The sequence below is a fragment of the Acinetobacter sp. SH20PTE14 genome (assembly GCF_021391555.1).
Classification (GTDB): domain Bacteria; phylum Pseudomonadota; class Gammaproteobacteria; order Pseudomonadales; family Moraxellaceae; genus Acinetobacter; species Acinetobacter amyesii.
In genome coordinates this window covers 100,214-126,045 of record NZ_CP090068.1, presented here as the reverse complement: position 1 = coordinate 126,045, position 25,832 = coordinate 100,214, and the positions used below count along the sequence as shown (strand labels likewise).

The following is a 25,832-nucleotide window of genomic DNA, read 5'->3' as shown; positions in this document are numbered from 1 at the left end:
AAACTACTATTTATTGACTGATTGGTATATGACGACAGATAAGCATGAAGTCCTTCTCAGAATGAGAGCCATTGAACTCCTTGCATACTGGGAAGGTCGTTTGGTTACCAATCGTTTGATGAGCTGGTTTGGATTGAGTCGACAGCAGGCTTCTGCGGATATCAAGCGCTATAATACGCTGTATAACCCCGATGCCTTGATTCATGATCCCTCAGTCAAGGGTTATGTGCCTAAGGCCAGCTTCCAGCCTGTACTGACTACAGCGCATATCAATGAATATCTCAATATGCTGTCAGGTTTGGTTAGTGAATCGCATGCCCTGATTGCGACACCAGAACCGAATCTTGCAGCAGTTCAATTACCTGATCGCAGTGTACGTCCTGAAGTGATTCGGGAAGTTTTGCGTGCCTGTCGAACACAAAGCTGTCTCAAAATTATTTATGCCTCCATGCAGAATCCGCAGTGGCATGAACGCATGATTTCCCCACATACCCTGGTGTATACCGGTTTTCGCTGGCATGTCCGTGCCTATTGCCATCAGAGCAAGCAGTTTAAGGACTTTTTACTCTCCAGAATTGATCGCACACCTGTTGTGGTGGCGATTGAGTCAGTAGACCCTGCTCAGGATCAGCAATGGCATGAAGAAATTGTACTGACGCTGATCCCTAATCCAAAATTGAATGAAGCTCAAAAAGCGCTGGTCGAAAAAGACTTCGGCATGCCTGATGGCAGATTACAGATTCCGGTGAAAAAAGCCCTGGCTCACTATACTTTGCAGCGATATCAGGCCGCGATCACGCTGGCTGAGGCGGAAGATGCCTTGAAATATACCTTAGTGTTACAACGTTCAGATATCGAAAAGCTGTCGTCTTATCTGTTTGATCAAGCTTCATAGGAGATTGGCCATGTTAGAGCAATTTCATTATGACAGTGACCTGATTGGCGGTTCCCTGATGGTGCGTGAAAGCCGGCTGATCGCGGATCTGTTATTACGAGAAGCGACTCCAGAACAATGGCATCAGGCCATTCAGATTGACAATATTCTACAAAAAAGAACGCCTGCTTCAGCTCAACGCAATGCCACCGCTATTCGTAAGCGTCTGGAGCGCTTAGAGCCTGATTTCTGGAAAGCTTTGCGTGATGGGGATGATGAGCTGGCGACTCAGGTGGCTTTTTGTGGTGCATTGGAACGCAACTTGTTGCTGCTTGAGTTTATGGAAACGGTGATGAGGGATGCCTATATCTCTCAGGCGCAATACTTGGACAGTTATATCTGGTCAGATTTTTTGGATGAACGCTCACAACGTGATCCGGATATCTGTGATTGGAAAGAGTCCAGCAAGAAAAAAATGGGGCAGGTGGTGTTTCGCATGCTGGCAGAAGCTGGTTACTTAAAAAGTACCCGTAAGCTGGAGTTGCAGCGCGTGATCGTCAGAGCAGAGCTGCGTAGCCTGTTGGAAGAACATTATAAACAACGCATTAAAAGATCTATGGAAGTGTCGGTATGGACGCGTTAGTTGTAGAGGGGCAGCAATGAGTCAAAAAATACATGAGCGTCTGAACCAGATTCCAGAGCGAATACTTTCCACCGAGTTTCTCACTGGACAAGGATTGGGCAATGAAATTGGCTTCTGGATTTTTGATTATGCACCTGAAGATGAGTTGAAAGTGCGCGAATATCTGCATTTTCTAGACGGGATGCTGGAGAAAAAACACAGTCAGCTGAAGGTGGTGAATATCAACCTGCTGCAAGCCGTGGTGGATTATCTGGCTGAGCGTAACTTCATCGATAAAGCCATTCAAATGCAAAAAGCCAAAGGCGATGAGGCGCTGCTCAAAGCGCTGAAAGGCCCACTGCATATGGATAAGTTCGCGCCCTATCTGGTGAGTAAATATGCCACCAATGCACAAGATATTGTGTTGATGACTGGGGTAGGGTCGGTTTGGCCACTGTTACGTGCCCATCACTTATTGAACAGTTTGCATTCGTTACTGGGGCATAAGCCAGTGGTGCTGTTTTACCCAGGTTATTACGACGGTCAAGCGATGAGTTTATTTGGAAAAATTCCAAGCAATAATTACTACAGAGCATTCAGATTAGTGCCTTAAACACGGCAAATAGAAATAAAAATTCGGGGAAATTGATTGAGATGAACATTAAAGAACTTTTTTACAAGCCATTAGATCGTGCGATTAACGGGGTCGTAAAAGCAGACCAGAATGACAATACTACGGTTTATCAGGAACTCGATGAGTATGTGGTCACCAATGAACTGGAAAAGCATTTTCGGGACTTTTTCCAGTCTTATGGCACAGACCTAAGCGATCCTTCGATTGCCAACCGTGTCGGCGTATGGATTTCGGGCTTCTTTGGTTCAGGTAAATCACACTTCCTGAAAACCTTGTCGTATATTCTGGCCAATAAAGTGGCACGCGATGCGCAAGGTAACGAGCGTAGCGCCGCAGAATTCTTTGATGAAACTAAAATCCGTGATGCGTTTATCCGTGCGGATATTGGCAAGGCCGTCAGCCATCATGCTGATGTCATTTTGTTTAACATCGACAGTAAAGCCAGCTCCAATGATGATGGCAATCCGATCCTGAATGTGTTTTTACGTGTGTTTAACGAGTATCAGGGTTTTAGTGCTGACCATCCACATATTGCCCATATGGAACGTCACCTGAGCCAGAAAGGGGTGTATGAGCGCTTTAAACAGGCGTTTGAGGAATCTAGCGGCATGTCCTGGCTAGAGGAGCGTGACGGCTATCAGTTCTATCAGGATGATGTCGAAACTGCGATTTCTCAGGCACTGAATCTATCAGCAGAAGCAGCGCATAAATGGTTTGAGGATTCTGAGCAGACCTTTAGTGTTTCGGTGGAAAACTTCTGTCAGTGGGTGAAAGAATACCTGGACAGCAAAGGACCCCAGCAACGCATGTTGTTCTTGGTCGATGAAGTGGGGCAGTTTATTGGCAGCGATACCCGCTTGATGCTGACACTGCAAACCATTACTGAAAACTTGGGTACGATCTGTAAAGGCCGCGCTTGGATTATCGTCACCTCGCAGGCAGACATCGATGCTGTTTTAGGTGAGATGTCTTCTTCCAAAGCCAATGATTTCTCCAAGATTGCTGGACGTTTTAAAACCCGGTTATCACTGTCCAGTTCCAATACCGATGAAGTCATCCAGAAACGTTTATTACGTAAAACCCCAGAAGCTGAAGCATTGCTCAGATCGGTGTTTGAGCAAAAGGGCGATATCTTAAAAAACCAGATCACCTTTGACCGTTCAGGCCCAACACTCAAGAACTATGAGGGTCCAGACAGCTTTATCCATAACTATCCTTTTGCGCCGTACCATTTCCAGCTGGTGCAAAAAGTATTTGAAGAAATCCGTAAGGTAGGTGCGACCGGTGCACACCTGGCCTATGGTGAACGGTCCATGTTGGATGCGTTCCAGATGGCCGCGAATGCGATTGCTACAGATGAAGTCGGTGCCCTGGTTCCTTTCCACCGTTTCTATACTTCAGTGGAAGGATTTCTGGATACAGCAGTGAAGCGTACCATCGACCAGGCAGGGCAGAATAAGACCCTGGATGGTTTTGATGTGCAGATGCTGCGTACCCTGTTCATGATCCGCTATGTCGATATCATCAAAGGTACGCTGGATAACCTGGTGACTTTGTCGATTGAGAAAATTGATGAAGATAAGCTGGCATTACGCAAGCGGATTGAAGAAAGCCTACTACGTCTGGAAAAAGAGAGCCTGATTACTAGGAATGGCGATGAGTTCCTGTTCCTGACCAATGAAGAACGCGATATCACCCGTAAAATTAAAGCCACAGACTTAGCGGCTTCAGAAGAAAATAAAGAGTTAGCTAATCTAATCTTTAAAGATTTACTGCGCGATCAGAACAAATACCGCCATCAAGCCAACAAGATGGACTATCAGATTGGTCGTTTTCTGGATGGTCATAGCCTGGATGGCAAGTATGAGAGCGATTTGAAAGTTGAAATCATTTCTCCACTGGATACGGAATACAACCTCTACACAGAAGCTTTCTGCATTGGTAAGAGCGCCGAGGCCGAAGGGCAGGTGCTATTTAAACTGGCAGACGATAAACAGTTCTTTAATGAACTGCGCACATGGCTGAAAACCAATAAATTCATCCGTTTAAATGATGATGGCACTCAGTCCGATATCAGCCGTATTCTGGCAGACCGTGGTCGTGAGAATCAGGAGCGTAAAAAACGCCTGCGTGCCCGGGTCGAAGAAATGTTGCTGGACGCGGAAAGTTATGCCTTGGGTCAACATCTACAACTTTCATCTTCAAGTCCAACCACCAAGCTGGATGAGGCTTGTCGTTATTTGCTGGAAAACACTTATACCAAACTGAGCTATTTGCAGGCCTATCAGCAGGATGCCTGGCGTGAACTGAACGCCGTCTTGACTGTGGATGATATGGCGCAGTTAGGCCTGTCACTGAATGGTGGGCAGAGTAATCCAAAAGCCATGCAGGATGTCGAACAATACATCTCGCTGCGTGCAACCGGTACCGAACGTATTCTGGTATCGGATGTGGTGGATCGTTTTGCCAAACGTCCTTATGGCTGGCCAGATGCCGAGATTTTACTGCTAGTAGGTCAGCTGGCGGCAATGGGTCGGATTTCTCTGCAGTTAAATGGCGGCAGCTTACAGTTAAAAGATGCCTTTGAGCCTTTACAAAACAGCCGCCGTCGCCGTGATGTGTCGATCATTAAAAAACGCCAGACTGATGATCAGGTATTGAAACAGGCACGCCAACTGACCCAAGAACTGTTCTCGGCCATGGGACCAGCGACAGAAAAAGAGCTGTTTGAATTCTATTTGCAGCATTTTAAGACTTGGTTAGCCAACTTTAAGTCGTATAAGAGTAAAACTGATGTTGGGCAGTTCCCGGGCAAGAAAGTGATTGAAAAGTCGATTCTGACTTTGGAACGTCTGCTGGCGAATAGCGACAGCTTCGATTTCTTTAAGGCCGTGGTCGAGAACAAGGACGACTATCTGGATCTGGAAGAAGATTATCGTGACATTCATGAGTTCTTCAGTAATCAGATGCCAAGCTGGCAACAACTGCAACAGGCCTTACGTCATTTTGAGAAAAACAAACAGGCGCTGGGCAGTGATGAGGTGGCAAAAAAAGCCCTGTCTGAATTACATCGTATTGCCACTCTTGAATCGCCCTATGGCCTGTTAAATAAAGTGGCAGAGTTGGTGCGCACAGTGGAAAGCGTCAATGAGCAATTGCTGACTGAGAAGCGCAATCAGGCGATAGAACACATTGATGACAAGATCAAACAGTTAGAAGCCGAGATTAAAAACAGTGGTATTGCCACCGCTGAGCTGAGTAACAAGCTACTGCGTCCACTGCAATTGCTGAAAACGGATATTGAAGTGGAAACTAGCCTGTCCACCATCTATATGCTGCAAACCCAAACCGCCGTGGAGCGTTTTGATGAAGGCTTGTATGAGTTGGAAAGCGAAGTTCAGGCGGAAATCCAGCGTCAGGCCAAAGCGGCACAACTGGCTCAGAGCAAAGCAGAGAGTGTAACCAACACTGCAACCACCGCCAGCCCAGCAACATCAGAACCTGCTGCGAGTCCTGTAAAGCCTGCGATCGCGGTAGTGCCACCGAAACCAGTGGTAGAAGTTGATGTTGCTAGCATTTACAGCAAAACCTCCAGCAGTGTCTATCTGGAAACAGAAGAATCAGTGGATCAGTTCGTAGACGCACTCAAAGCTGAACTGAAAAAAATCGTGAGTGACAAAAAGCGTGTGCGTATCCGCTAACTCGGGTTAGGGATATCGGCATCAGTCATTAATCAAAGGTTTAAAGATGAATACCAGTAATATTAAAAAATACGCACCGCAAGCACGTAACGATTTTATCGCAGCGATGCGCAAGCAGGCGGCCAAATATGGCATCAGCGCAGATAGCATTTTACCGGCAGAACAGAAAGGGGATTTGCTGCTGATTGGCGATCAGGTTTTTCCGCTATCAGTCATGAAACCACGTGACAAGCTGATCAAACGTATTCAAGCAACTAGCTTTGAGCAGACGATTGATTATATCGCTTACAGTTGGTTTAACCGTCTCTGTGCCATTCGTTACATGGAATGCAAAGGCTTACTCGATCATGGACGTCGTGTACTGAGCAGTGCCGATGGCAGTGCCGGCTTGCCACAGATTCTGGAAGAATGTCTGGATATTGAGTTACCAGGTTTAAATACCAGCCGTGTAGCTGAGTTAAAGCTGGATGGTAATAAAGACGAAGAACTCTATCGTGAATTGTTACTGGCGCAGTGTCATGCGTTGAATCAGGTGATGCCACTCCTGTTCGAACAGGTGTCTGATGAATCTGAACTGTTATTACCGGATAACCTGACCAAAACCGACTCCTTGATTCGTGATCTGGTCAGCAGCATTCCGGAAGAAGACTGGTCGGATGTACAGATTATTGGCTGGCTGTATCAGTTCTATATTTCTGAAAAGAAAGATCAGGTGATTGGTAAAGTCGTCAAGAGTGAAGACATTCCTGCAGCGACACAATTATTCACTCCAAACTGGATTGTGAAATATCTGGTACAGAATAGTGTTGGTCGTTTATGGCTGATGGCACAGCCTGATAGTAAGCTTGCCAGTGAGTGGGAATACTATATTCAGCCAGCGGAACAAACCGATGAAGTCAATGCCCAGTTAAAACAGCTGATTAATGTCCGTATCAGTGAAGATGGCGATACTTTAAACCCTGAAAGTATTACGGTGCTGGATCCGGCCTGTGGTTCGGGGCATATTCTGGTGGAAGCCTATGATTGCCTCAAAGCGATTTACTTAGAACGTGGTTACCGTAGCCGCGATATTCCACGTTTGATTTTAGAAAAGAACCTATACGGCATTGATATTGATACCCGTGCAGCACAGCTTGCGAGTTTTGCATTGCTGATGAAAGCGCGTGAAGATGACCGCCGTTTATTTAGCAATCCACCGAAGCTGAATATTATTGCGTTACAAGACAGTCAGCCAGAACGTTTGGATGCATTCAGTCAGGATTTGGCAAGTACTGGTATTGCTCAGACCGATTTAAAAGAACTGCTAGACCTATTTGAACATGCTTCGACCTTTGGTTCTTTGATTCAAATCCCTCAAGCATTCGCTAAAAAGCTGTCTGATTTAGAAACCAAGCTGAATACAGCATTAGCGTCAGGGGATATTTTTGCGCAGCAGTCAGCACAAGAGTTATTGCCTTTAGTACAGCAAGCTAAATTACTCGCTAAGCAATATGATGCCGTGATCGCTAACCCGCCGTATATGGGTAGTAAATTTTATGTGCCTACGCTAAAAAAATACATTGAAAAGAATTATAAAGTTGCAAAAGGTGATTTATATACCTGTTTTATGGTTAGAAATTCTTCTTTATCTAAAGCGGGTGCATTAATTGGCATGATTACAATTCCTAACTGGATGTTTTTGTCTAGTTATGAAGATTTAAGAGAATGGCTGTTTGAAAAAACAAATTTACAAACGATGAGCCATAACGGTCGCGGCGTGTTTGGATCTGACTTTGGAAGTTGTGCGTTTATATTTCAAAAGGCTCCGCTTTTAAATTACAAAGGAGCATATAAAAGACTATTTGAAAAGCAGGGTAGTGTTTCTTCAAATGAGGAATTAGATACTACCTTTAAATTATCTCAATGTTTTTATGCTTCAGTAAGCGATTTTAAGAAAATTCCAGGTAGTCCAGTAGCTTATTGGGTGAGTGAACAAGGATTGAGTAATTTTGAAACAGCTAATTTATTTTCAGAAGTTTGTGAGCCGCGTGTCGGTCTAGATACAGGGGATAATGAAAAATTTATTCGTAGTTGGAGTGAAATTAATTTCAATCTAATTGGTTTCAACTATACGAATATCGAAGATTTTCATAAATCATTGATGAGATATGTACCTCATACAAAGGGAGGGATTTTTAAAAAATGGTATGGTAATCTTGACTATGTATTAAAATTTGATAAAGAAAGCTATAAACTTCTTGAAAATCAAGGAAATCATTTACCTTCAAGGAACTACTATTTTAAAAAAGGAGCTAGTTGGACTCGGATTAGTTCTTCTCTTTTTTCTATGAGGGTAGATCCGATCGGTGTAGTTTTTAATTCAGCCTGTCCAACAGCTTTTACAAAAAATGATGATGATTTGTTTCTCATAACATCATTTTTATTATCTAAGGTATCAAGCTACTATTTGGAGATGTTTAGTCCAACTTTGAATTATCAAGCTGGTGAAATCAGGAAATTACCGGTTAAAACCTTTCCGAATTTTGAAGAAAAAAAGATTGACTCATTAGTAATGTTAGCTAAACATGATTGGGACAACTATGAAACCTCATGGGACTTTACTCAAAACCCAATCATTCGTACCCAGCAATCTAATTTAGAGCAAGCTTTTAATACCTGGCAGCAACAAAACTCTGACGCCGTGGCTGAAATGAAACGTCTTGAAGAAGAAAACAACAAGTTGTTTATTGATGCTTATGGTTTACAGGATGAGCTGACCCCAGATGTCCCCGATGAGCAAATCACATTAACCCGTGCCGACCGTGAAAAGGACAGCCAGCGTTTAGTTTCTTATGCACTTGGCTGCATGATGGGGCGTTATAGTCTAGATGAACCGGGCTTGATCTATGCCCATGCAGGCAATCAAGACTTTGATGCCAGTCGTTATCTGAAATTCCCAGCCGATGCGGATGGCATTATTCCACTGACCGAAATGCACTGGTTTGAAGATGACGCAACCCATCGTATCCAAGAGTTCTTAACTGTCGTTTGGGGCAAAGACATACTGGATGCCAATATGCAGTGGCTCGCAGAAAGCTTAGATAAAAAAGTCAATGAAACCGCGGAAGACACCATTCGCCGTTACTTCGCCACCAAGTTTTATAAAGACCATATGCAGACCTATAAAAAGCGACCGATCTACTGGTTATTTAGCAGTGGTAAGCAAGGGGCTTTCCAGGCATTGGTGTACTTGCACCGCTATAATGAAAGTACCTTGGCACGTATGCGTACCGAATACGTGATGCCACTCATTTCTAAAATGGCTGCTTTTGCTAACTCACTGGAAAATGCTAAAGAAAATAGCGACTCTGCGGCTGAAATCAAACGTATCGAGAAAAAACTGCAAGATTTACATAAGCAACAAGCTGAACTGAGTAGCTTTGAAGAAAAACTGCGTCATTATGCCGATCAGCGTATATCACTGGATCTAGATGATGGGGTGAAAGTGAACTACGGCAAGTTTGGGGACTTGTTGGCTGAAGTGAAAGCGATAACATGAGGAAGAGGGGGGAATAACTCACTTCTTTCTTCATAAATTTAGAGATATAGACTTTATAACAACGGTTAGACATGAAAGATCAAGCATTAGCATTGTTACGGGAAATGACGGGGAATCCTGCGGCTGAATTCCACGATGGACAGTTTCAAGCCATTTCACAACTGGTGGAATATCAGTCCAAACTGCTTGTTGTGCAAAAGACAGGATGGGGAAAAAGTGCGGTTTACTTTATTGCGACGAAATTACTGCGTATGCAAGGTAAAGGCCCGACCATTATTATTTCACCTCTGATTGCTTTGATGCGTAACCAGATTGAACGTGCAGGACAGCTTGGTCTTAAAGTCGTTTCGATTAATTCATCTCAATCCCAAGATCAAAATCATTCTGCAAAACAGCAGATTATTAATCAAAATGTCGATGCAGTGATTATTTCTCCAGAGCAATTAGCCAATGATGAAATGATTGAAGATGTACTCAGTCATATCATTTCCAATATTGGGTTATTTGTGGTGGATGAAGCACACTGTATTTCAGATTGGGGACATGATTTTAGGCCGGATTATCGCCGTATTGTTCGCGTATTACAGCATATGCCTGCCAATATGCCGATACTTGCCACAACAGCAACAGCCAATCACCGTGTGATTACCGATATTAATCAGCAGTTAGGGCGGTATCTACAAACCATTCGTGGCGATTTAAAACGTAATTCATTGTATTTACAAAATATACCGACAAGTAGCCGAGTTGAACGTATGGCTTGGTTAGCCGAAAAAATTCCTCAGCTTGAAGGAACAGGAATCGTTTATGTCAAAACAGTACGAGATAGTGAGCTTTTGGCGGATTGGCTCAACTATCATGGTATAAAAGCAGCATGCTACTATGGTGGTGCTGATGATCAAGAAAGAATTCGGTTAGAACAGGCTTTATTGTCAAATAGCATAAAAGTGCTGGTGGCGACTTCTGCATTAGGTATGGGATTTGATAAACCCGATTTAGGTTTTGTGATTCATTTTCAGCTTCCGGGCAGTATCGTTGAATATTATCAACAGGTTGGGCGTGCTGGGCGTGGCATAGATCACGCTTATGGGATACTGATGAATGGAGCTGAAACGCAAGAGATTCAGTCTTACTTTATTCAAAATGCTTTTCCAAAAGAAGAAGAGATTGAACAAATCTTAGATGCGATTGAAAAATGTGGTGGATTAAAGTTATATGATATTGAATCGAAGACGAATTTGAAATTTAGTCGAATTCAAGCGGTTTTAAAATTTTTAAGTGTTGAATCACCATCACCAATTTATAAAGATGCTCAAAATAAATATTGTCGAAACGAGCAAGATTACAGCCTTCCTTATGATCGTATTGCACGTGTATCCCAAGTCAAAGAGCAAGAATGGAAACAGTTAACAGATTATCATCAATCTAAATCCTGTTTGATGAAAGAGCTCACTTTAGCTTTAGATGATCCATTAGCTGATAACTGTGATAACTGCATGAACTGTGTGCCTAAGCATCAAATATCCTCTGATGTTAAGCGTGAACTTGTATTAGCTGCCGCTGAATTTGTAAAAATGCGTTATGTAAAAATTAAAGCCAGAAAGCAGTTCGCACGGTCTTCTTCTGTGGCAAGAGAAGCATTTCCTCAATTTCAGTTTGCTTTCAGAGATCAAAGTTTACAGGCATCTGATGGTTTAGCACTTTCTCGTTGGAAGGATGGTGTTTGGGGTGATGTAGTCGCTGAGGGTAAAAAGCAAGGGCAGTTTAGTGATGAACTTTTGGCACCGATGGTCAAAATGATCAACTCAATGCAATTTGATCAAAAACCTCAATGGTTGAGCTATGTCCCATCGCTTCGTCATCCTCAATTGGTTAAAGATTTTGCATACCGGTTGGCAGCCCAATTAGGGATTCCCTGTAAAGATGCTATCGGAATGACTTCAGTTCGCCCCCCTCAGAAAACGATGCAAAATAGCTTTAAACAAAGTCAAAATTTAGATGGTGCATTTGAGATTGATACGACACAGGGTTTTGCAACCCCCGTATTACTCTTAGATGATGCTGTAGATTCTGGGTGGACATTTACGGTAACAGCCGCATTATTGCGACGAGCAGGTGTCCAAGCCGTTTATCCTATTGCTCTAACGAGTACAGCGCAGCAAGATCAAGGTGAATAAATATGCAATATGACGAAATCATGCAAGCCACCATGTTGTTGTGCTGCCACTTTAATAAAAATGAAGTAAAAAACTTTAAACCTTTGAGTGGTTTAGAGTACTCGAGGCTTGCACAATGGTTATATCAAAATAAATGGAGCCCGGCAGATTTATTATCGCAGACAGATGAAATACTGACAGAATGGGATGACCCCAAAGGGAAAATAACCGTAGAGCGTATTAAACAGCTACTCGGTCGTGGTGTCAGTATGTCATTTGCCCTAGAAAAATGGACTAAACAAGGCATCTGGGTGATTTCTCGTGTGAGTGAGTTCTATCCTAAAGCGATCAAAAAGCATTTAGGTGAGCAACGTCCTCCTATTTTATTTGGTTTAGGTAATCAACAGCTGTTAAACCAAACAAGCCTTGGATTTGTAGGCTCACGCTCTATTACCGAAAATGATGAGATTTTCGCATCTGCAAAAGCTAAAAAAGCAGTTGAAGAAGGCTATACAATCATTTCTGGGGGGGCTAAAGGTGTTGATCAGGCTGCTATGCGAGCTGCTTTAGAACATGGTGGGCAAAGTATAGGAATTCTAGCTGATGGGATTTATGCCAATGAAACTCGCCGTATTTTTTTAAATTATTTACGTCAAGGAACTTTAGTTCTGATCAGCCCATTCTTCCCGGAAGCTGGTTTTAGTGTGGGCAGTGCAATGGCTCGCAATAAATTTATTTATACCATGTCAGAAGCTGTCATCGTAGTGAAAAGTGATAAAGATAAAGGTGGTACTTGGACTGGGGCTAAAGAAAACCTTAATAAAAAATGGGTTCCTTTATTGGTGAGAGATATTGCAGAGGAAGGCAATCAGGCATTGATCCAAATGGGTGGTATTGGTTTTGAAGACGAAATCGTGCCCTACGTAGAACTCTTATCTACACAACCTTTGGTTGATCAAATAGTTGAAAGAACATCATCTGAGGATACTTCTCAGCCACAAGGAAATTTATTGTCTGTAACTTTGGATATGTTTGAGCAGTTAGCCATAGCTCCAAATCAACAGTCAGAAGTCCACTTTGACTTAAAAAATAATGATGATGAAGCAAACGAAAATTCTGTAGAAGATACTTCAGAAACCTCATCTGAATTAGATGTGAATCCACTACAAATTGAGTTAATCACCGAGTCGGATAAACAAGCTGATAAGAATACAGAGGAAATGCGATTAGTTCAGATTCAGCAGAAATATGGTGAGATTTTTGAATTATTTGTGAAGACATTAATTTCATTATCAAAAGATAAAACTTCTTTCTTTATTTTAGATGACATCAAAAATCAATTCCCTGAATTGCAAGATACTCAGATTAAAAAATGGTTGAAAGAGCTTGAAACTGAGGGTTGCCTGCGTAAAGAAGGGCGTAAGGCACGTTATACATTTGTGTAACGTACAGATGTTTATAGTATTGTAAGGTGGGGGAATGAGTGAATACATTAAAAAGTTTAAGCAGTATATTTGAGCATCGAATTATTAGAATTCCTGACTATCAGCGTGGGTATGCTTGGCAAGAACATCAACTGAATGACTTCTGGGAGGACTTAATCCATTTAAGTCCAGAACGTGTCCATTATACAGGTGTACTTACCTTAGAGCCGGTTGCAGATGTGTATTGGAAACGGTGGGATAGTGATCTTTGGATTATTGATGGTAAAGGGTATAAGCCATTTTATATTGTAGATGGGCAACAACGTCTAACAACTTCAGTTATTTTGATTCAAGCCATACTAGAATCAGTTCCAGAAGGCTCTGAATTAAACTTCCAGACTGTAGCTGAAATTCGTCAGCAATATATTTTACATGTTGCACCGACTGGATTGCGTAAGTCTTATCTATTTGGATATGAGAAAGATAATCCAAGTGATGAATTCCTGAGAACTGGTGTGTTCTTAGAGAAATCTGCAACGAATAATGATGAGCAGACCTTCTATACGCGTAATCTTGCCAAAGCAAAGCAATTCTTTAAGAATAAATTAGCAACTTTACAGTTAGATGAGATTGCTGAAATTTATAAAAAATTGACGCAAAAGTTTAAGTTCAATCTATATGAGATTGATGCGGAGATCGATGTATTTGTTACATTTGAAACAATGAACAACCGTGGTAAGCCTCTATCGAATCTAGAATTATTAAAAAATAGATTAATTTATCTATCGACACTGTTCCCTAAGGATAGTGGTACGTCAGTATTACGTAATAATATTAACGCTACTTGGAAAACGATTTATGAGTACTTAGGTCGTAATCCAGACAAATTACTGAGCGATGAAGATTTTTTAAGAAATCATTGGGTTATGTATTTCAAATTCAGTCGACAAACTGGTGATGATTATCGAGATTATTTACTAGATGAAAAGTTTACCGTCCAAAATGTAACACATCCAAAACATGTAAATGATCAGCTCACGGTTGAGGAAATAAATGACTATGTTATGAGTTTACAACAAGCGGTGAAGCCATGGTTCTACATGCATAATCCATCTTATCCATTAATAGACTATAACCATGAAAATAATAGAAAATTTATCGATAGATTGGTTCGTTTGGGGTATAAGTCTTTTAAACCACTTGTTTTGGCTGCATTTTGCCGAGGCAATACTTTCGAAGAAACCAATACTTTATTAAAAGCGATAGAGCGGTATACCTTCACTATTTTCACCCTAAGTCGCCGTAGAGGACATACTGGTGATTCAAACTTTCTAAGTAAGTCTCGTGATTATCTTAATCATAAAATTTCAACGGAAGGTATTATCAATGATTTAAATAATTGGGTAGATCGCCACTTTTCAGCTAACAAATTTTTAGAATATATTGCTGAAAATTATGAACTAGGAAGACAGGGTTTCTATCACTGGGATGGAGTCCGATACTTCTTGTTCGAGTATGAACAAGCGCTAAAAGCTAAAGGAAAGCAATCGACAAGTAAATTAGATTGGAAAGAATTTACTTCGCGTATGAAAGATCATGTCACATTAGAGCATATCTATCCACAAACAGATACTGATCCCTATTGGATGAATAAATTTGGCTATTTAGATAGCCAACAAAAAACATTATTGGTCCATTCATTAGGCAATTTGTTGCCTTTGTCTCGTTCAAAAAACTCATCTTTGCAAAATGATGCATTTGGATTGAAAAAAAATAATGGATGTGGTGTTGGATATTACAACGGCTCTATTTCTGAAAATGAAGTGAATACCCAAGATGACTGGACACCAAAAGAGATTCGCGAGCGTGGTATTAGTCTTTTAACGTTTATGGAAAAGCGTTGGAATATTATTTTAGGTGATGATGAATTTAAAGTTAAACTACTACATTTGGACAAAATTCCGCTTTCTCCATTAGTAGATGATGTAGAGGTGGTTGCATGAATTTAAGCCAAATAACACAAGGCTTAGAACAAGCTTTCTACAATGAAAATCACCGAATTGTCTTTTGGTACGATGCTGAGCAGTCTTTTACTGAAGAAGTACATGTATTAAAGCTGAATGATGTCCATATTTTGAATATGGCAGAAGAATCTACTCTGGCTATCAAGCTTAAACTGGAACTGCAAGACCAGCAGGGCAAATACTTGCTGTATTTCCCAAGCCTTGAGCCTGAGACCGAAAAAGACTGGCTACTAGACATCAAGCTCTATTCACGCAGCTTCTATGCCGATCGTTTCTCGATTATCTTCAATGAGCTTGGCTTGCAACAGCAAAGTTTAAGAGAACACCTGGCTCAACGTGACGAATTCCTCAAAGCCAAAGCACGTCTGAGCACATTGAAACGCTATATCCAGCCTGATGCCGAAGCGCAGGATCTGGATATGGCCATGATTGCGGCTGTGGTCAAGGCCGACAGTGCCGAGCTGATGCATATCGTTCTGGCACTGGCAGATGAATTGGTACAGCAAAATTTGGATTTGGAAGTAAATCCAGACTCCTTTGCTGAACTGGAAAAATACCAACTGGTGCCGGCTTTAGTGACTGCATTACAGGCGGAAATTGGTTATCCGGCATCGGTTGAGGAACTGAATGGGGAAACACCATTCAAGCTCGGTACGTTCTTTATCCGTTTGATGACTACAGGTTTCTGTGAAAGCCTGGGCGATATACCGCTATGGGCTCAAGAACTGGTGATGTCATCTGTCAGTTCACGTGCGACGGCTAGAGCCTTCTTGTCACGCTGGAGAGACAGCTCCAAATACTACCCAACCTTCGATACACTCTCCCAGACCGTGGCCAATGCACTGCGGATCCAAGAAAAGGTCGGGGCTTTTGATTTGGAGCAGTTGCTCGATGTCATGACCTTTGAAGTGATTGAACAAAAGATCATTGTTGATTTGGCCAGTCATATCCCTGCAGCAGCCAAAGCTGAACTGGAACATTTCAGAACGGTTATTTCTACCCGTCTGGATGGCTATTGGGCGTCCAAACATAAGGACGATGCAACCCGCCGTAAATACCGTACCGTCTATACAGCGTTGCAGGCAGCGATTGAGCTGTTCAGTCTGCGACAGCAGTTTGATTCTGGGTTCTATTTCGACTCCAGCGAAGCCTTGTATAAAGCCTACGAGCAGGAGTTGTATCGCTTTGATATGGCCTATCGCCACTATAGTGCTGCTTCTCAACGCGCTCATGTCGATATCCTGAAAAAACTCGATGAAGAAGTCGAAAATTGCTATTCCTACTGGTTTATTGACCACTTGGCACGTAACTGGGGTGAGCGTGTAGAAGCTGAGCAACGCTTGAATGTCTGGAAAGTGGCAGATATCCCAAATCAGCAGAACTTCTACGATACTCACGTCAGACCCTTACTCAGTTCTGCAACGAAACGCCGTATTGTGGTAATTATCAGTGATGCTTTCCGCTATGAAGCTGCGGTAGAGCTGCGTGATCGTATCAATGAAAAGCGTTATTCCGAAGCGACCTTGTCTTCACAGCTGGGCGTTGTCCCAAGTTACACCACACTGGGCATGGCCTCGTTATTGCCGCATCAGACTTTGGAGTACAAAGAGGCCACAGGCGATGATGTTTTAGTGGATGGGCAATCCAGCAAAGGAACTGCCTCACGATCCAAAATTCTGGCGGCCTATAATGGTCTGGCCGTGACCGCTGAAACGGTAAAAGGCTGGTCGCGTGATGAAGGTCGTGAAGCACTGAAAGACCATGAGCTGATTTACGTTTATCACAACGTGATTGATGCTCGGGGAGACAGTGCCTCTACAGAATCAGAAACCTTTATGGCGGTGGAACATGCCATTGAAGAGCTGACTGAACTTAGCCGCAAAATCTTGATGCATTTCAATATTTCTACCCTGTTGATCACAGCCGACCATGGCTTCTTGTTCCAGCAAAGTAAACTGGAATCTGCGGATCGTTCAAGCTTGACTGAAAAACCGACCAATGCATTGAAAAGCAAAAAACGCTATGTGATTGGGCATGGTTTACCAGAGAGCAAGGAAGCCTGGAAAGGCTCAACCCAAGCTACGGCAGGCACATTATCTGCGACTGATTTCTGGATTCCAAAAGGGGCGAACCGTTTCCATTTTGTAGGAGGCTCACGTTTCGTGCATGGCGGCATCATGCCTCAGGAAATTGTGGTGCCGGTACTGATGGTAAAACAGCTACGTGGTGAAAAGGCTGGACAGCGGACCAAGCGTAAAGTTGAGGTCATTTCTACCAAATCCACGCTGAAGATGGTCAATAACATCCAGAAGTTTGATTTGATGCAAACTGAAGCTGTCAGTGAGCTGGTCATGCCAGTGACTTTATCCATTGCCATTTATGATGGGGATCTCAAAGTTTCCAGTGAAGAAACTTTGACTTTTGATAGCAGTACCGACTCTGTTGCCGATCGGGTCAAACAGGTCAGATTGTCATTGTCTGGCACTGATTTTGACCGTAAGAAAGATTACTTCCTGGTACTGAAGGACAAAGACCTGAATATCGAGATGCAGCGCTATAAGGTCACCATTGATCTGGCATTTACTGATGACTTCTTCTGATAACGAATTAACGATAGAGCGTAGCCTACATGGAATCTGCTAACGATAAAGAACTGGATCAGCTGCTGAATGAACACTTTGCTGGGCGGGTGGTACGTAAGGATCTGACTAAACTGATCAAAGAAGGGGCCAATGTCCCGGTCTATGTACTCGAATACCTGCTAGGGATGTACTGTGCCTCGGATGATCCAGAGATCATAGAGCAGGGACTACGTAACGTAAAGACCGTGCTGGCAGAGAACTATGTACGACCTGATGAAGCTGAGAAGGTGAAATCCCTGGTTCGTGAGCGTGGCAGTTATAAGGTCATTGATCGGGTGACCGTAAAGCTGAATGAGCGTAAGGACAAATACGAAGCATCATTTAGTAATCTGGGCATCAAAGATGCCGAAATCTCGGCAGGCATCGTCAAAGAGTATGAAAAATTACTTGTTGGTGGTATCTGGGTCATTGCTACGCTCAGTTATTATTTTGAAGAAGGACAGACTAGTTCTCCATTTGGGGTGAGTTTACTCAAGCCGATTCAAATGCCGAATATGAATATGGATGAGCTGTTCAACGGACGAGCAGCATTAAGCACGGATCAGTGGCGCGAGAGTTTAATCCGTTCCATCGGCATGGAACCGGCTTCGTTAAAAGAGGACGTGCAATGGCACCTATTAGCGCGTATGGTTCCGTTCGTTGAAAATAACTATAACGTTTGTGAACTGGGACCACGCGGTACCGGGAAAAGCCATATTTACAAAGAGTGTTCACCGAATAGTATTTTAGTCTCTGGTGGGCAAACGACTGTCGCCAACCTGTTCTATAACATGAGTAGCCGCCGTATTGGTCTGGTGGGGTTATGGGATGTAGTGGCTTTTGATGAAGTCGCCGGTATTTCCTTTAAGGACAAAGATGGCGTGCAGATCATGAAAGACTACATGGCATCGGGATCTTTTGCCCGTGGCCGGGAACAGATGGAAGCATCTGCTTCAATGGTTTTTGTGGGTAATATTAACCAAAGCGTCGAATCGTTAGTAAAAACCAGCCATCTCTTGGCACCTTTCCCTGAAGCCATGATCGATTCGGCATTCTTCGATCGTTTTCATGCTTATATCCCCGGCTGGGAAATTCCGAAGATGCGCCCGGAGTTCTTCACCAACCGTTATGGATTGATCGTTGATTATCTGGCTGAATTCTTCCGGGAAATGCGTAAGCGTAGTTTTGCAGATTCCATTGAGAAGTACTTCAAACTCGGAAATAACCTGAATCAGCGCGATGTGATTGCCGTTCGCAAGACCGTTTCTGGATTGATGAAGTTGCTTTACCCACACGGTCAGTTTAATAAAGAAGATGTACGCCAGTGTCTGGAATATGCGCTACAGGTACGCCGTCGTGTCAAAGAGCAGCTGAAGAAAATTGGTGGCATGGAATTCTATGATGTGCATTTCAGCTATATCGATAATGATACCTTAGAAGAACATTTTGTATCAGTCAAAGAGCAGGGTGGTGGCGGACTGATTCCCGAAGGTCCAGCTAAGCCAGGTTTCTTATATACCATCGGGCTCAGTAATAAAGGCATGCCAGGCTTATACCGCTTAGAACTTCAAGTCACTAAAGGTTCAGGAAAATTGGCGACATCAGGCTTATGGAATTCAAGCAGTGCCAAGGAGCAGGTCAAAATTGCTTTTGATTACTTCAAGGCCAATGCATCCAGAATATCGGGTGGCAGTAAGGTGCTGGAACATGACTTCCACTTACATGTGGTTGAATTACAGAATACCGGGCCGCTCAGCCATCTTGCCTTGCCAAGTTTAGTGGCTTTCGCTTCTGGCCTGTTAGGACGATCGGTACAAAGTCAGATGGTGGTACTGGGTGATATGAGTTTGGGTGGCTCTGTGACTCCGGTGGAAAGTATTGCCGAATGTCTGCAAGTTGCTTTTGATGCTGGTGCCAAGAAGGTTGCTTTGCCAATGAGTAGTGCAGCAGATATCCCTACGATTCCTGTGGAACTGTTTACCAAGTTCCAGACCAGTTTCTATGCAGATCCGGTGGATGCGGTGTTTAAGGGGCTGGGAGTGGATTAAGTTGATTCTGTATAAATCAATTAAAGAGAAAAGCTTTTAAAATGATTAGGAAATATGAATCACATGAAGGATTTAATAACAGCTATTTTGGTTAAACAGCCCAAACTTACTGCTAGAGAAATTGCCAAAACTCTTGGTATTGAAAAGAAAGAAGTGAATGCTTTTTTATATCAAAATCAAGATATATTTTCACAAGATGAAGCCTTTTGCTGGTCTTTAGCTATAAACCCGTCAGTTAAAAATTTAGAAAGACCAATGATGAACTCTGAACTTGAATTAAATGATATTGTTAAAAATAAACTGATTCAATTGTTGGATTATGTATCTCATCAAGCTGAGGATACTCAAAAAATTCAATATGAAATGAGTGGTAATAGATTTTATTCTTATGATCTAGAAAAACTTCGTGGCTTAAAAATTCTGAATGATGACGATTGGTGGTTTCAAATTGAAAGATTACAGCTTCAATCGATGCCGAAACCATCTGAAATACTCTCTTCATATATTCATTTTGATGCCGAAAAAGAACTCACTGTTAACTTTTCTAGTTTAAATAAGATTGTATCTTTCAAAAAAGTTCATCAATTCCGCTTGCCCTACAGTAGCGTGGCATGTGATTTGATTACTAAAATTGACATACTTCAGGAGCTGTTCAAAGAATTTGAAAGCTATCGAAATAGTTGGGAAGATTGGAAACAAAATAACGATGAGATTAAAAAATCTATTGTTGTTTACGACAAATTATTCTCATGGAATACCGCGATTAATTTAGGTGGAACAGGTGATGGTGAAGAGATCGTTGCAGGCTTTGGCTTAGTTGACTGGGTACTTCCAACGACTCAAAAATCTTACTCATATCCTCTTATTACTATCCCGTTAGAAATGGAGATAGAAAAAAATGGATTAATACGTGTAGGTGCCAAAGATACACGTGCCAATATAGAAATGGATGCCATCTTATTAGAGGATGATCTGCCTACTTCAGGACAAGTAAAAGTAACCTTAAAAGAAAACTTAAATAATGGTCGCTCATTACGCCTATTTGAAGGGGAAACTTACTCTGATCTAGTTAATGCCTTCGTCGCGAATATTTTTTCAAAAGGAGCAATCGTTGAGGCAGAAAATAGGGCTATACCATCTAAAAATCTAACGGTGACATTAACATCAGTACTGTTTAGTCGTCCTAAAAGAAATTCTATTTTAAGCGATGACATTGAGTTATTAAAAACTAAACTTAATGACCCTTCAGTGGCTATACCTGAACAACCTTTATCGTTAGTGACAGAATTAAAAAGCGATATTAATCAAAAAGAGACTTATAGTTTTAGAGGGCGTTCTGGTACTGAGGGCTTTGGATCAAAAGTTGAAGAGCTTTATTTCCCGCTGCCTTATAACAAAGAACAAATTACTATTGTCCAGAATCTGCTAACCAGCAGTGGTGTAGTGGTACAAGGTCCACCAGGTACAGGTAAAACACATAGTATTGCCAATATTATCTGTCACTATTTGGCGAATGGTAAAAAAGTACTGGTAACTGCACAGCAGTCACATGTCCTTAAAACAGTACATGAAAAGATTCCTGATGAATTAAAGCCTTTGGTAGTCAGTCGCATTGGTTCAAGCAAAGAAAGTAAAAATCAGCTTGAATCTTCAATCGATTTGATTGTGCAAAAAATTACCCAAATGAATGTTGCAGAAGTTCGAAAAACGATCGAAGTTCTAAAACATCAAATAGATCATAACCATCATGAAATGGCTTTGATTGATCGAGAAATATATAACTTTGCAGAAAAGCATTATCAAAATATTGAAGTAGATGGTAATAAAAAATTACCTATGGATATCGTGAAAACGGTATTAGAAAGTAGAGCATCCTGCGAATGGTTTACCGACCAATTAACTTTGGAGGAAAAAGACCAGTTTCCTTTTTCCCAGATTGAGTTGATTCAATTGAGAGACTCAAGGAAGAAAATAGGTATAAACTTACCATACATAAATTATGGACCTCTGCCAGCTCCTGAAAAGCTGTTAGATTCGGCGAGCCTGAAGAAATTAAGTGAGTTCTTAAAAGAAAAAGATGAGATTGAGGAATTCTTAAAGCAAAATGACCTACATAGTTTCAAGGAAACTATTTCTGAATCAGAAATTAATGAGCTAAGAGATTGGTTAAAGATTTATCTAGAAGATCTAAACTTTGTTCTTGATCATGCAGAACCATGGTTATTGAGCTATTTCAAGAAGATAAATGCAGAAGATAAGGCTATGGAACTTGATATCTATAGTAACCTTATTCAAGAAGTTCAGCCTTTATTGGAATACAGGAAAACGCTACTAATTGATCCCATAGAGCTGAATTTTGAGATACAACCAAACTCAAAAGAATATCAAGCTGTTCAACGTGCTGTTGATACAGGTAAGCCATTTAATTGGTATCATTTTGGTACTGCTGAATTACAAGACCTTTTTAAGTCGATTAAAGTTTCTGGAAAATATCCTGATACATCAGATGAATGGAAAAGACTTAAAGAATATCTTGATAGAAAGCAGACTCTTAATATCTTTATGAGCAAATGGAATAGTATTGCCGCACAATTAGACATTCCTTTAATTGAGTTAAATAATCGTAATATCGATGAAATATTAAAAGAGTTCACGCAGCTCATCAGTAGAACCCAAAAATGCCTAGATTTAAAAAATAAATATTTGGATCAATTTAATGCGAATTATTTAAAAGTTTTTAAGAGAGCTAAATCTTTTGATTTCTACGGATTACCTAAAAATATTGATGAGTTGATTCAATTGTTAGGGCAGAAGTTAAAAATATTTAATTTAGAAGTCTATCAACAACAACTGGCTGATCAAATCCTTTATTTATCAGAGTTTGGTAATAAAATATCAAATCAGTTAAAAAAAATTGTATCTCAGATTGATTCCGATTCATTACATGAAAGTGAACTTGGCGAGTATGCTGATTTATTAAAAAAATTATCACATTTAAAAGATCTAACTGAAGATTTTGAAAGAGTTAAATCCGCCAGTATTAGATTGAGTAAAACAAATGCTTTGATTCTTAGTAAACATATTCTGGAAGTTCCGTACGTTGAAGAAATTGAAGATCCTGTATTACGTAATACATTGCTAGAGGCTTGGGAATGGAAACGTCTTGAGATTTTTGTAATGGCCATCAGTAATACAAGTCAAATTGAAAATTTGTATGAGCGCCGTCGTATTCACGAGAAGAATCTATCTCAAAATTACGCTCAATTGGCAGCAAACAAGACATGGCTGGCATTAAAGGAAAATGCCTCAGACAAAATTTTAGTTGCATTACAGCGTTATAAAATTGCTGTACAACACTATGGAAAAGGGACAGGTAAGAATGCTCCACGTTATAGAAAAGATGCTCAAGTAGCCCTTAAAGAGGCAACAGCAGCTATTCCTTGCTGGGTCATGTCACATCTTCAGGTATCTGAATCTATGCCTGCTGAATTAGGCCTCTTTGACTTAGTGATTGTGGATGAGGCATCACAATCATCAATTGACGTATTACCTGTTTTAATGCGTGCTAAAAAATTATTAGTAGTGGGGGATAATAAGCAGGTTTCTCCGAGTAATGTCGGCCTAGCAAGTGCTCAAATTGATGTATTAAGGAATCGTTATCTACATGGTCAGCCACATGCTGCATATTTAACACCAGATATGTCTTTATACGACATGGCTTCTTCTATCTATGAGTCAAGCGTGATGCTTCTAGAGCATTTCCGCTGTCATCCTGCAATCATTAGTTATAGTAATAAAAACTTTTATGGTAACCGTATTAAGCCAATGCGACTATCGAAGAAATCTGAGCAGTTAAGTCCAGCTTTAGTCGCAATTTATACACCGCAGGGGTATAGAGAATCTAAAAATAGCAAACATATTAATCGAATAGAAGCGAAAGCAATTATTGAGGAAATGAAACTTCTTCTTAAAGATGAACGATACACGAATAGATCAATCGGTGTGATCTCATTGTTGGGACCGGCGCAGGCTGAGTTCATTCAATCAGAAGCTTTGAATGAATTTGGTGCAGGTACTCTTACCCAAGTTCAATTTGCGTGTGGGGATGCTTCAGCATTTCAGGGTGCAGAAAGAGATATTATTTTCTTATCCATGGTAGCAGATCCTCAGAATTGTCATGCTTTGAGTCGATCCGATCATGAACAGAGATTCAACGTGGCTGCAAGCCGTGCTCGTGAACGGATGTATCTTGTCCACTCCGTGAATCGTGATCATATATCTCCAAAAGATCTAAGGCTGAATTTACTCAATCATTTTTATGATTTGCAAGAAGATCAAAAAGCATCATTTGAAGCAAAATTAGACTTGTGTGAATCGGAGTTTGAAAAATCTGTATTTACGACACTCCATGAAATGGGTTACACAGTTACTCCACAGGTTAAGGTTGGAAGCTATCGAATCGATTTAGTCGTTGAGTCAGATGGTGATCAGCGTTTGGCTGTTGAATGTGATGGTGATAGCTATCATGGGCCAGAACAATGGCATGATGACATGATTCGTCAACGTGCTTTAGAGCGTGCAGGATGGACATTCTGGAGATGCTTTGCATCGAGTTGGTCAATTGAACGTGAAAATATGGTTCAGTCTTTGATTGAGAAACTCAATGCAATGAGTATTAAACCTACGAATCATGCTAGTAGTTTAATTCAAGATGTAGAACACAAAGTGTGGGTAGATGACGAATCTGAAATGAGTGCGGAAAGTGACATCGAGAAAGATTTGTTAATTCTTTAATTGTACTAGCTTGTATTTAAATGGATTCGCTAGCGGACACTTACGTAACTAAAGATTACAGTAGTAATCTTTAGTTTGTTAATAAATGGCGAATTCAAACGTGAGGTGCGACATTAAAGCTTGATGAAAATAAACAAACTTTATTATCACTTATTGTAAAAAATCGGAATTCTATAATTTATAAGCCTTTTATAGTATGTTGTGGTGCTTATTACGGCATTTAATTTGAGTAATATCCAACGGCTTTGTTGCACAAAGATTTAAAATGTAAAGCGCCCCTAATGGAGCCAAATTTAAGGCGTAACTTGGGTAAGTGGTCGACCTAATTCCGTAAATCTGTTGAGGACTGCTACACATGTATGTATCTCATTCACTTGGCTATCAAAACTCCTTGTACTGAGTTTATCTCCTAATAATTTAATGCAGTACATCTTAGTTTCAACCAAATTTCGCCGATGATAGCCTGACCATTTTTTCCATAGTGTCCTGCCTAAACGTTTAATTGTTCGAAGTAATTCATTTCGCTCTAGCGAGCTACTCTTTGTATCTTTCCATGATTTCGCATTTTTTCTAGGTGGAATCACCGCATGCCCTTGCCGATCTGCAATGACCTGACGACATTGCTTGGTGTCATAAGCTCCATCGGTATAAACAGAGTCAATCTGCTCATCTTGTGGAATCTGATCGAGTAAATCACCAAGCACTTGTGAATCACTCACATTATTTGTAGTGAGTTGAATAGCGCGTATTTAAAGGGTTTCAACATCTATAGCAATATGAAGTTTACGCCATTGGCGACGATATTCAGGTCCATGTTTCTTGCGTTTCCATTCGCCCTCACCTAGAAACCTCATGCCTGTAGAGTCTATGAGTAGATGCAGCCCATCGCTACTTTTTTGGTAGCTGATTGCAATATCAATATGTTTTTGTCTTCTGCAAAGCGTACTGTAATTTGGTGCGGTCCAATTTAATCCACAAAGTTTAATCAGACTTTGCACAAAGCCAGTGACCATACGTAAAGATAGACGGAATAAGGATTTAATCATTAAGCAGCATTGGATAGCTGCGTCGGAGTAGGTTTGATTTCGCCCTTGTTTGCCTTTTGATGGAGCATACCATTGCGTAGCAGGATCAAACCAAATGGCAATATTTCCGCGACTCATGAGTGCTCGGTTATATGCGGGCCAATTGGTTGTGCGATAGATTTTGTGTGTAGGCTTCTTCATTTGAAAATTATATCGCTGAAAAAGCCTTTACAGATAGGTTTGTGCAACAAAGCCCTTTTGAGTAGTTCATGCAACAAGGATAACCGAATACAGCTTATAGATCGGTACGAAATATAATCACCGAGTTGGTCGTTTTTTGATTTATGCAAGATGTCTATTAAAAACTTTAT

Annotated in this window: 11 protein-coding genes and 1 pseudogene; 11 read left to right on the top strand and 1 reads right to left on the bottom strand. The window is 41.2% G+C overall.

The window, feature by feature from the left end:
- Positions 1-28: 28 nt before the first annotated feature.
- The 11 genes from LXF01_RS17060 to LXF01_RS17010 all read left to right on the top strand — a co-directional run bounded on the left by LXF01_RS17060 (position 29) and on the right by LXF01_RS17010 (position 24,436).
- Positions 29-895: a WYL domain-containing protein gene (locus LXF01_RS17060; RefSeq protein WP_121523420.1), complete on the top strand. Its 867-nt coding sequence runs from the start codon at positions 29-31 to the stop codon at positions 893-895.
- A 10-nt stretch (positions 896-905) separates the two neighbouring features.
- Positions 906-1,517 (top strand): DUF1819 family protein, encoded by a 612-nt coding sequence (locus LXF01_RS17055; protein ID WP_121523422.1) that lies wholly within the window; start codon positions 906-908, stop codon positions 1,515-1,517.
- Between the two features lie 16 nt (positions 1,518-1,533).
- Positions 1,534-2,109: a DUF1788 domain-containing protein gene (locus tag LXF01_RS17050; RefSeq protein ID WP_004281985.1), complete on the top strand. Its 576-nt coding sequence runs from the start codon at positions 1,534-1,536 to the stop codon at positions 2,107-2,109.
- Between the two features lie 41 nt (positions 2,110-2,150).
- Complete coding sequence (gene brxC, locus LXF01_RS17045; RefSeq protein WP_233945509.1) at positions 2,151-5,831, top strand: BREX system P-loop protein BrxC; 3,681 nt, start codon at positions 2,151-2,153, stop codon at positions 5,829-5,831.
- Positions 5,832-5,877: 46 nt separating this feature from the next.
- Positions 5,878-9,369: a BREX-1 system adenine-specific DNA-methyltransferase PglX gene (gene pglX, locus LXF01_RS17040; protein WP_233945508.1), complete on the top strand. Its 3,492-nt coding sequence runs from the start codon at positions 5,878-5,880 to the stop codon at positions 9,367-9,369.
- A 71-nt stretch (positions 9,370-9,440) separates the two neighbouring features.
- Positions 9,441-11,546, top strand: a complete 2,106-nt coding sequence (locus tag LXF01_RS17035; RefSeq protein WP_233945507.1) for a RecQ family ATP-dependent DNA helicase — start codon at positions 9,441-9,443, stop codon at positions 11,544-11,546.
- Positions 11,547-11,548: 2 nt separating this feature from the next.
- Positions 11,549-12,970: a DNA-processing protein DprA gene (locus LXF01_RS17030; RefSeq protein ID WP_233945506.1), complete on the top strand. Its 1,422-nt coding sequence runs from the start codon at positions 11,549-11,551 to the stop codon at positions 12,968-12,970.
- A gap of 38 nt (positions 12,971-13,008) precedes the next feature.
- A complete protein-coding gene (locus LXF01_RS17025) occupies positions 13,009-14,952 on the top strand; it encodes a DUF262 domain-containing protein (RefSeq protein ID WP_233945505.1) in 1,944 nt (647 codons plus the stop codon).
- Positions 14,949-17,573: a BREX-1 system phosphatase PglZ type A gene (gene pglZ, locus LXF01_RS17020; RefSeq protein WP_233945504.1), complete on the top strand. Its 2,625-nt coding sequence runs from the start codon at positions 14,949-14,951 to the stop codon at positions 17,571-17,573. Before LXF01_RS17025 ends, pglZ begins: the two co-directional genes overlap by 4 nt.
- Before the next feature lie 29 nt (positions 17,574-17,602).
- Complete coding sequence (gene brxL / locus LXF01_RS17015; RefSeq protein ID WP_233945503.1) at positions 17,603-19,642, top strand: protease Lon-related BREX system protein BrxL; 2,040 nt, start codon at positions 17,603-17,605, stop codon at positions 19,640-19,642.
- Positions 19,643-19,705: 63 nt separating this feature from the next.
- Complete coding sequence (locus LXF01_RS17010; protein ID WP_233945502.1) at positions 19,706-24,436, top strand: AAA domain-containing protein; 4,731 nt, start codon at positions 19,706-19,708, stop codon at positions 24,434-24,436.
- Positions 24,437-24,729: 293 nt separating this feature from the next.
- Here the strand turns inward: LXF01_RS17010 and LXF01_RS17005 are convergent.
- Positions 24,730-25,662: pseudogene (locus tag LXF01_RS17005) on the bottom strand (IS5 family transposase).
- Between the last annotated feature and the right edge of the window lie 170 nt (positions 25,663-25,832).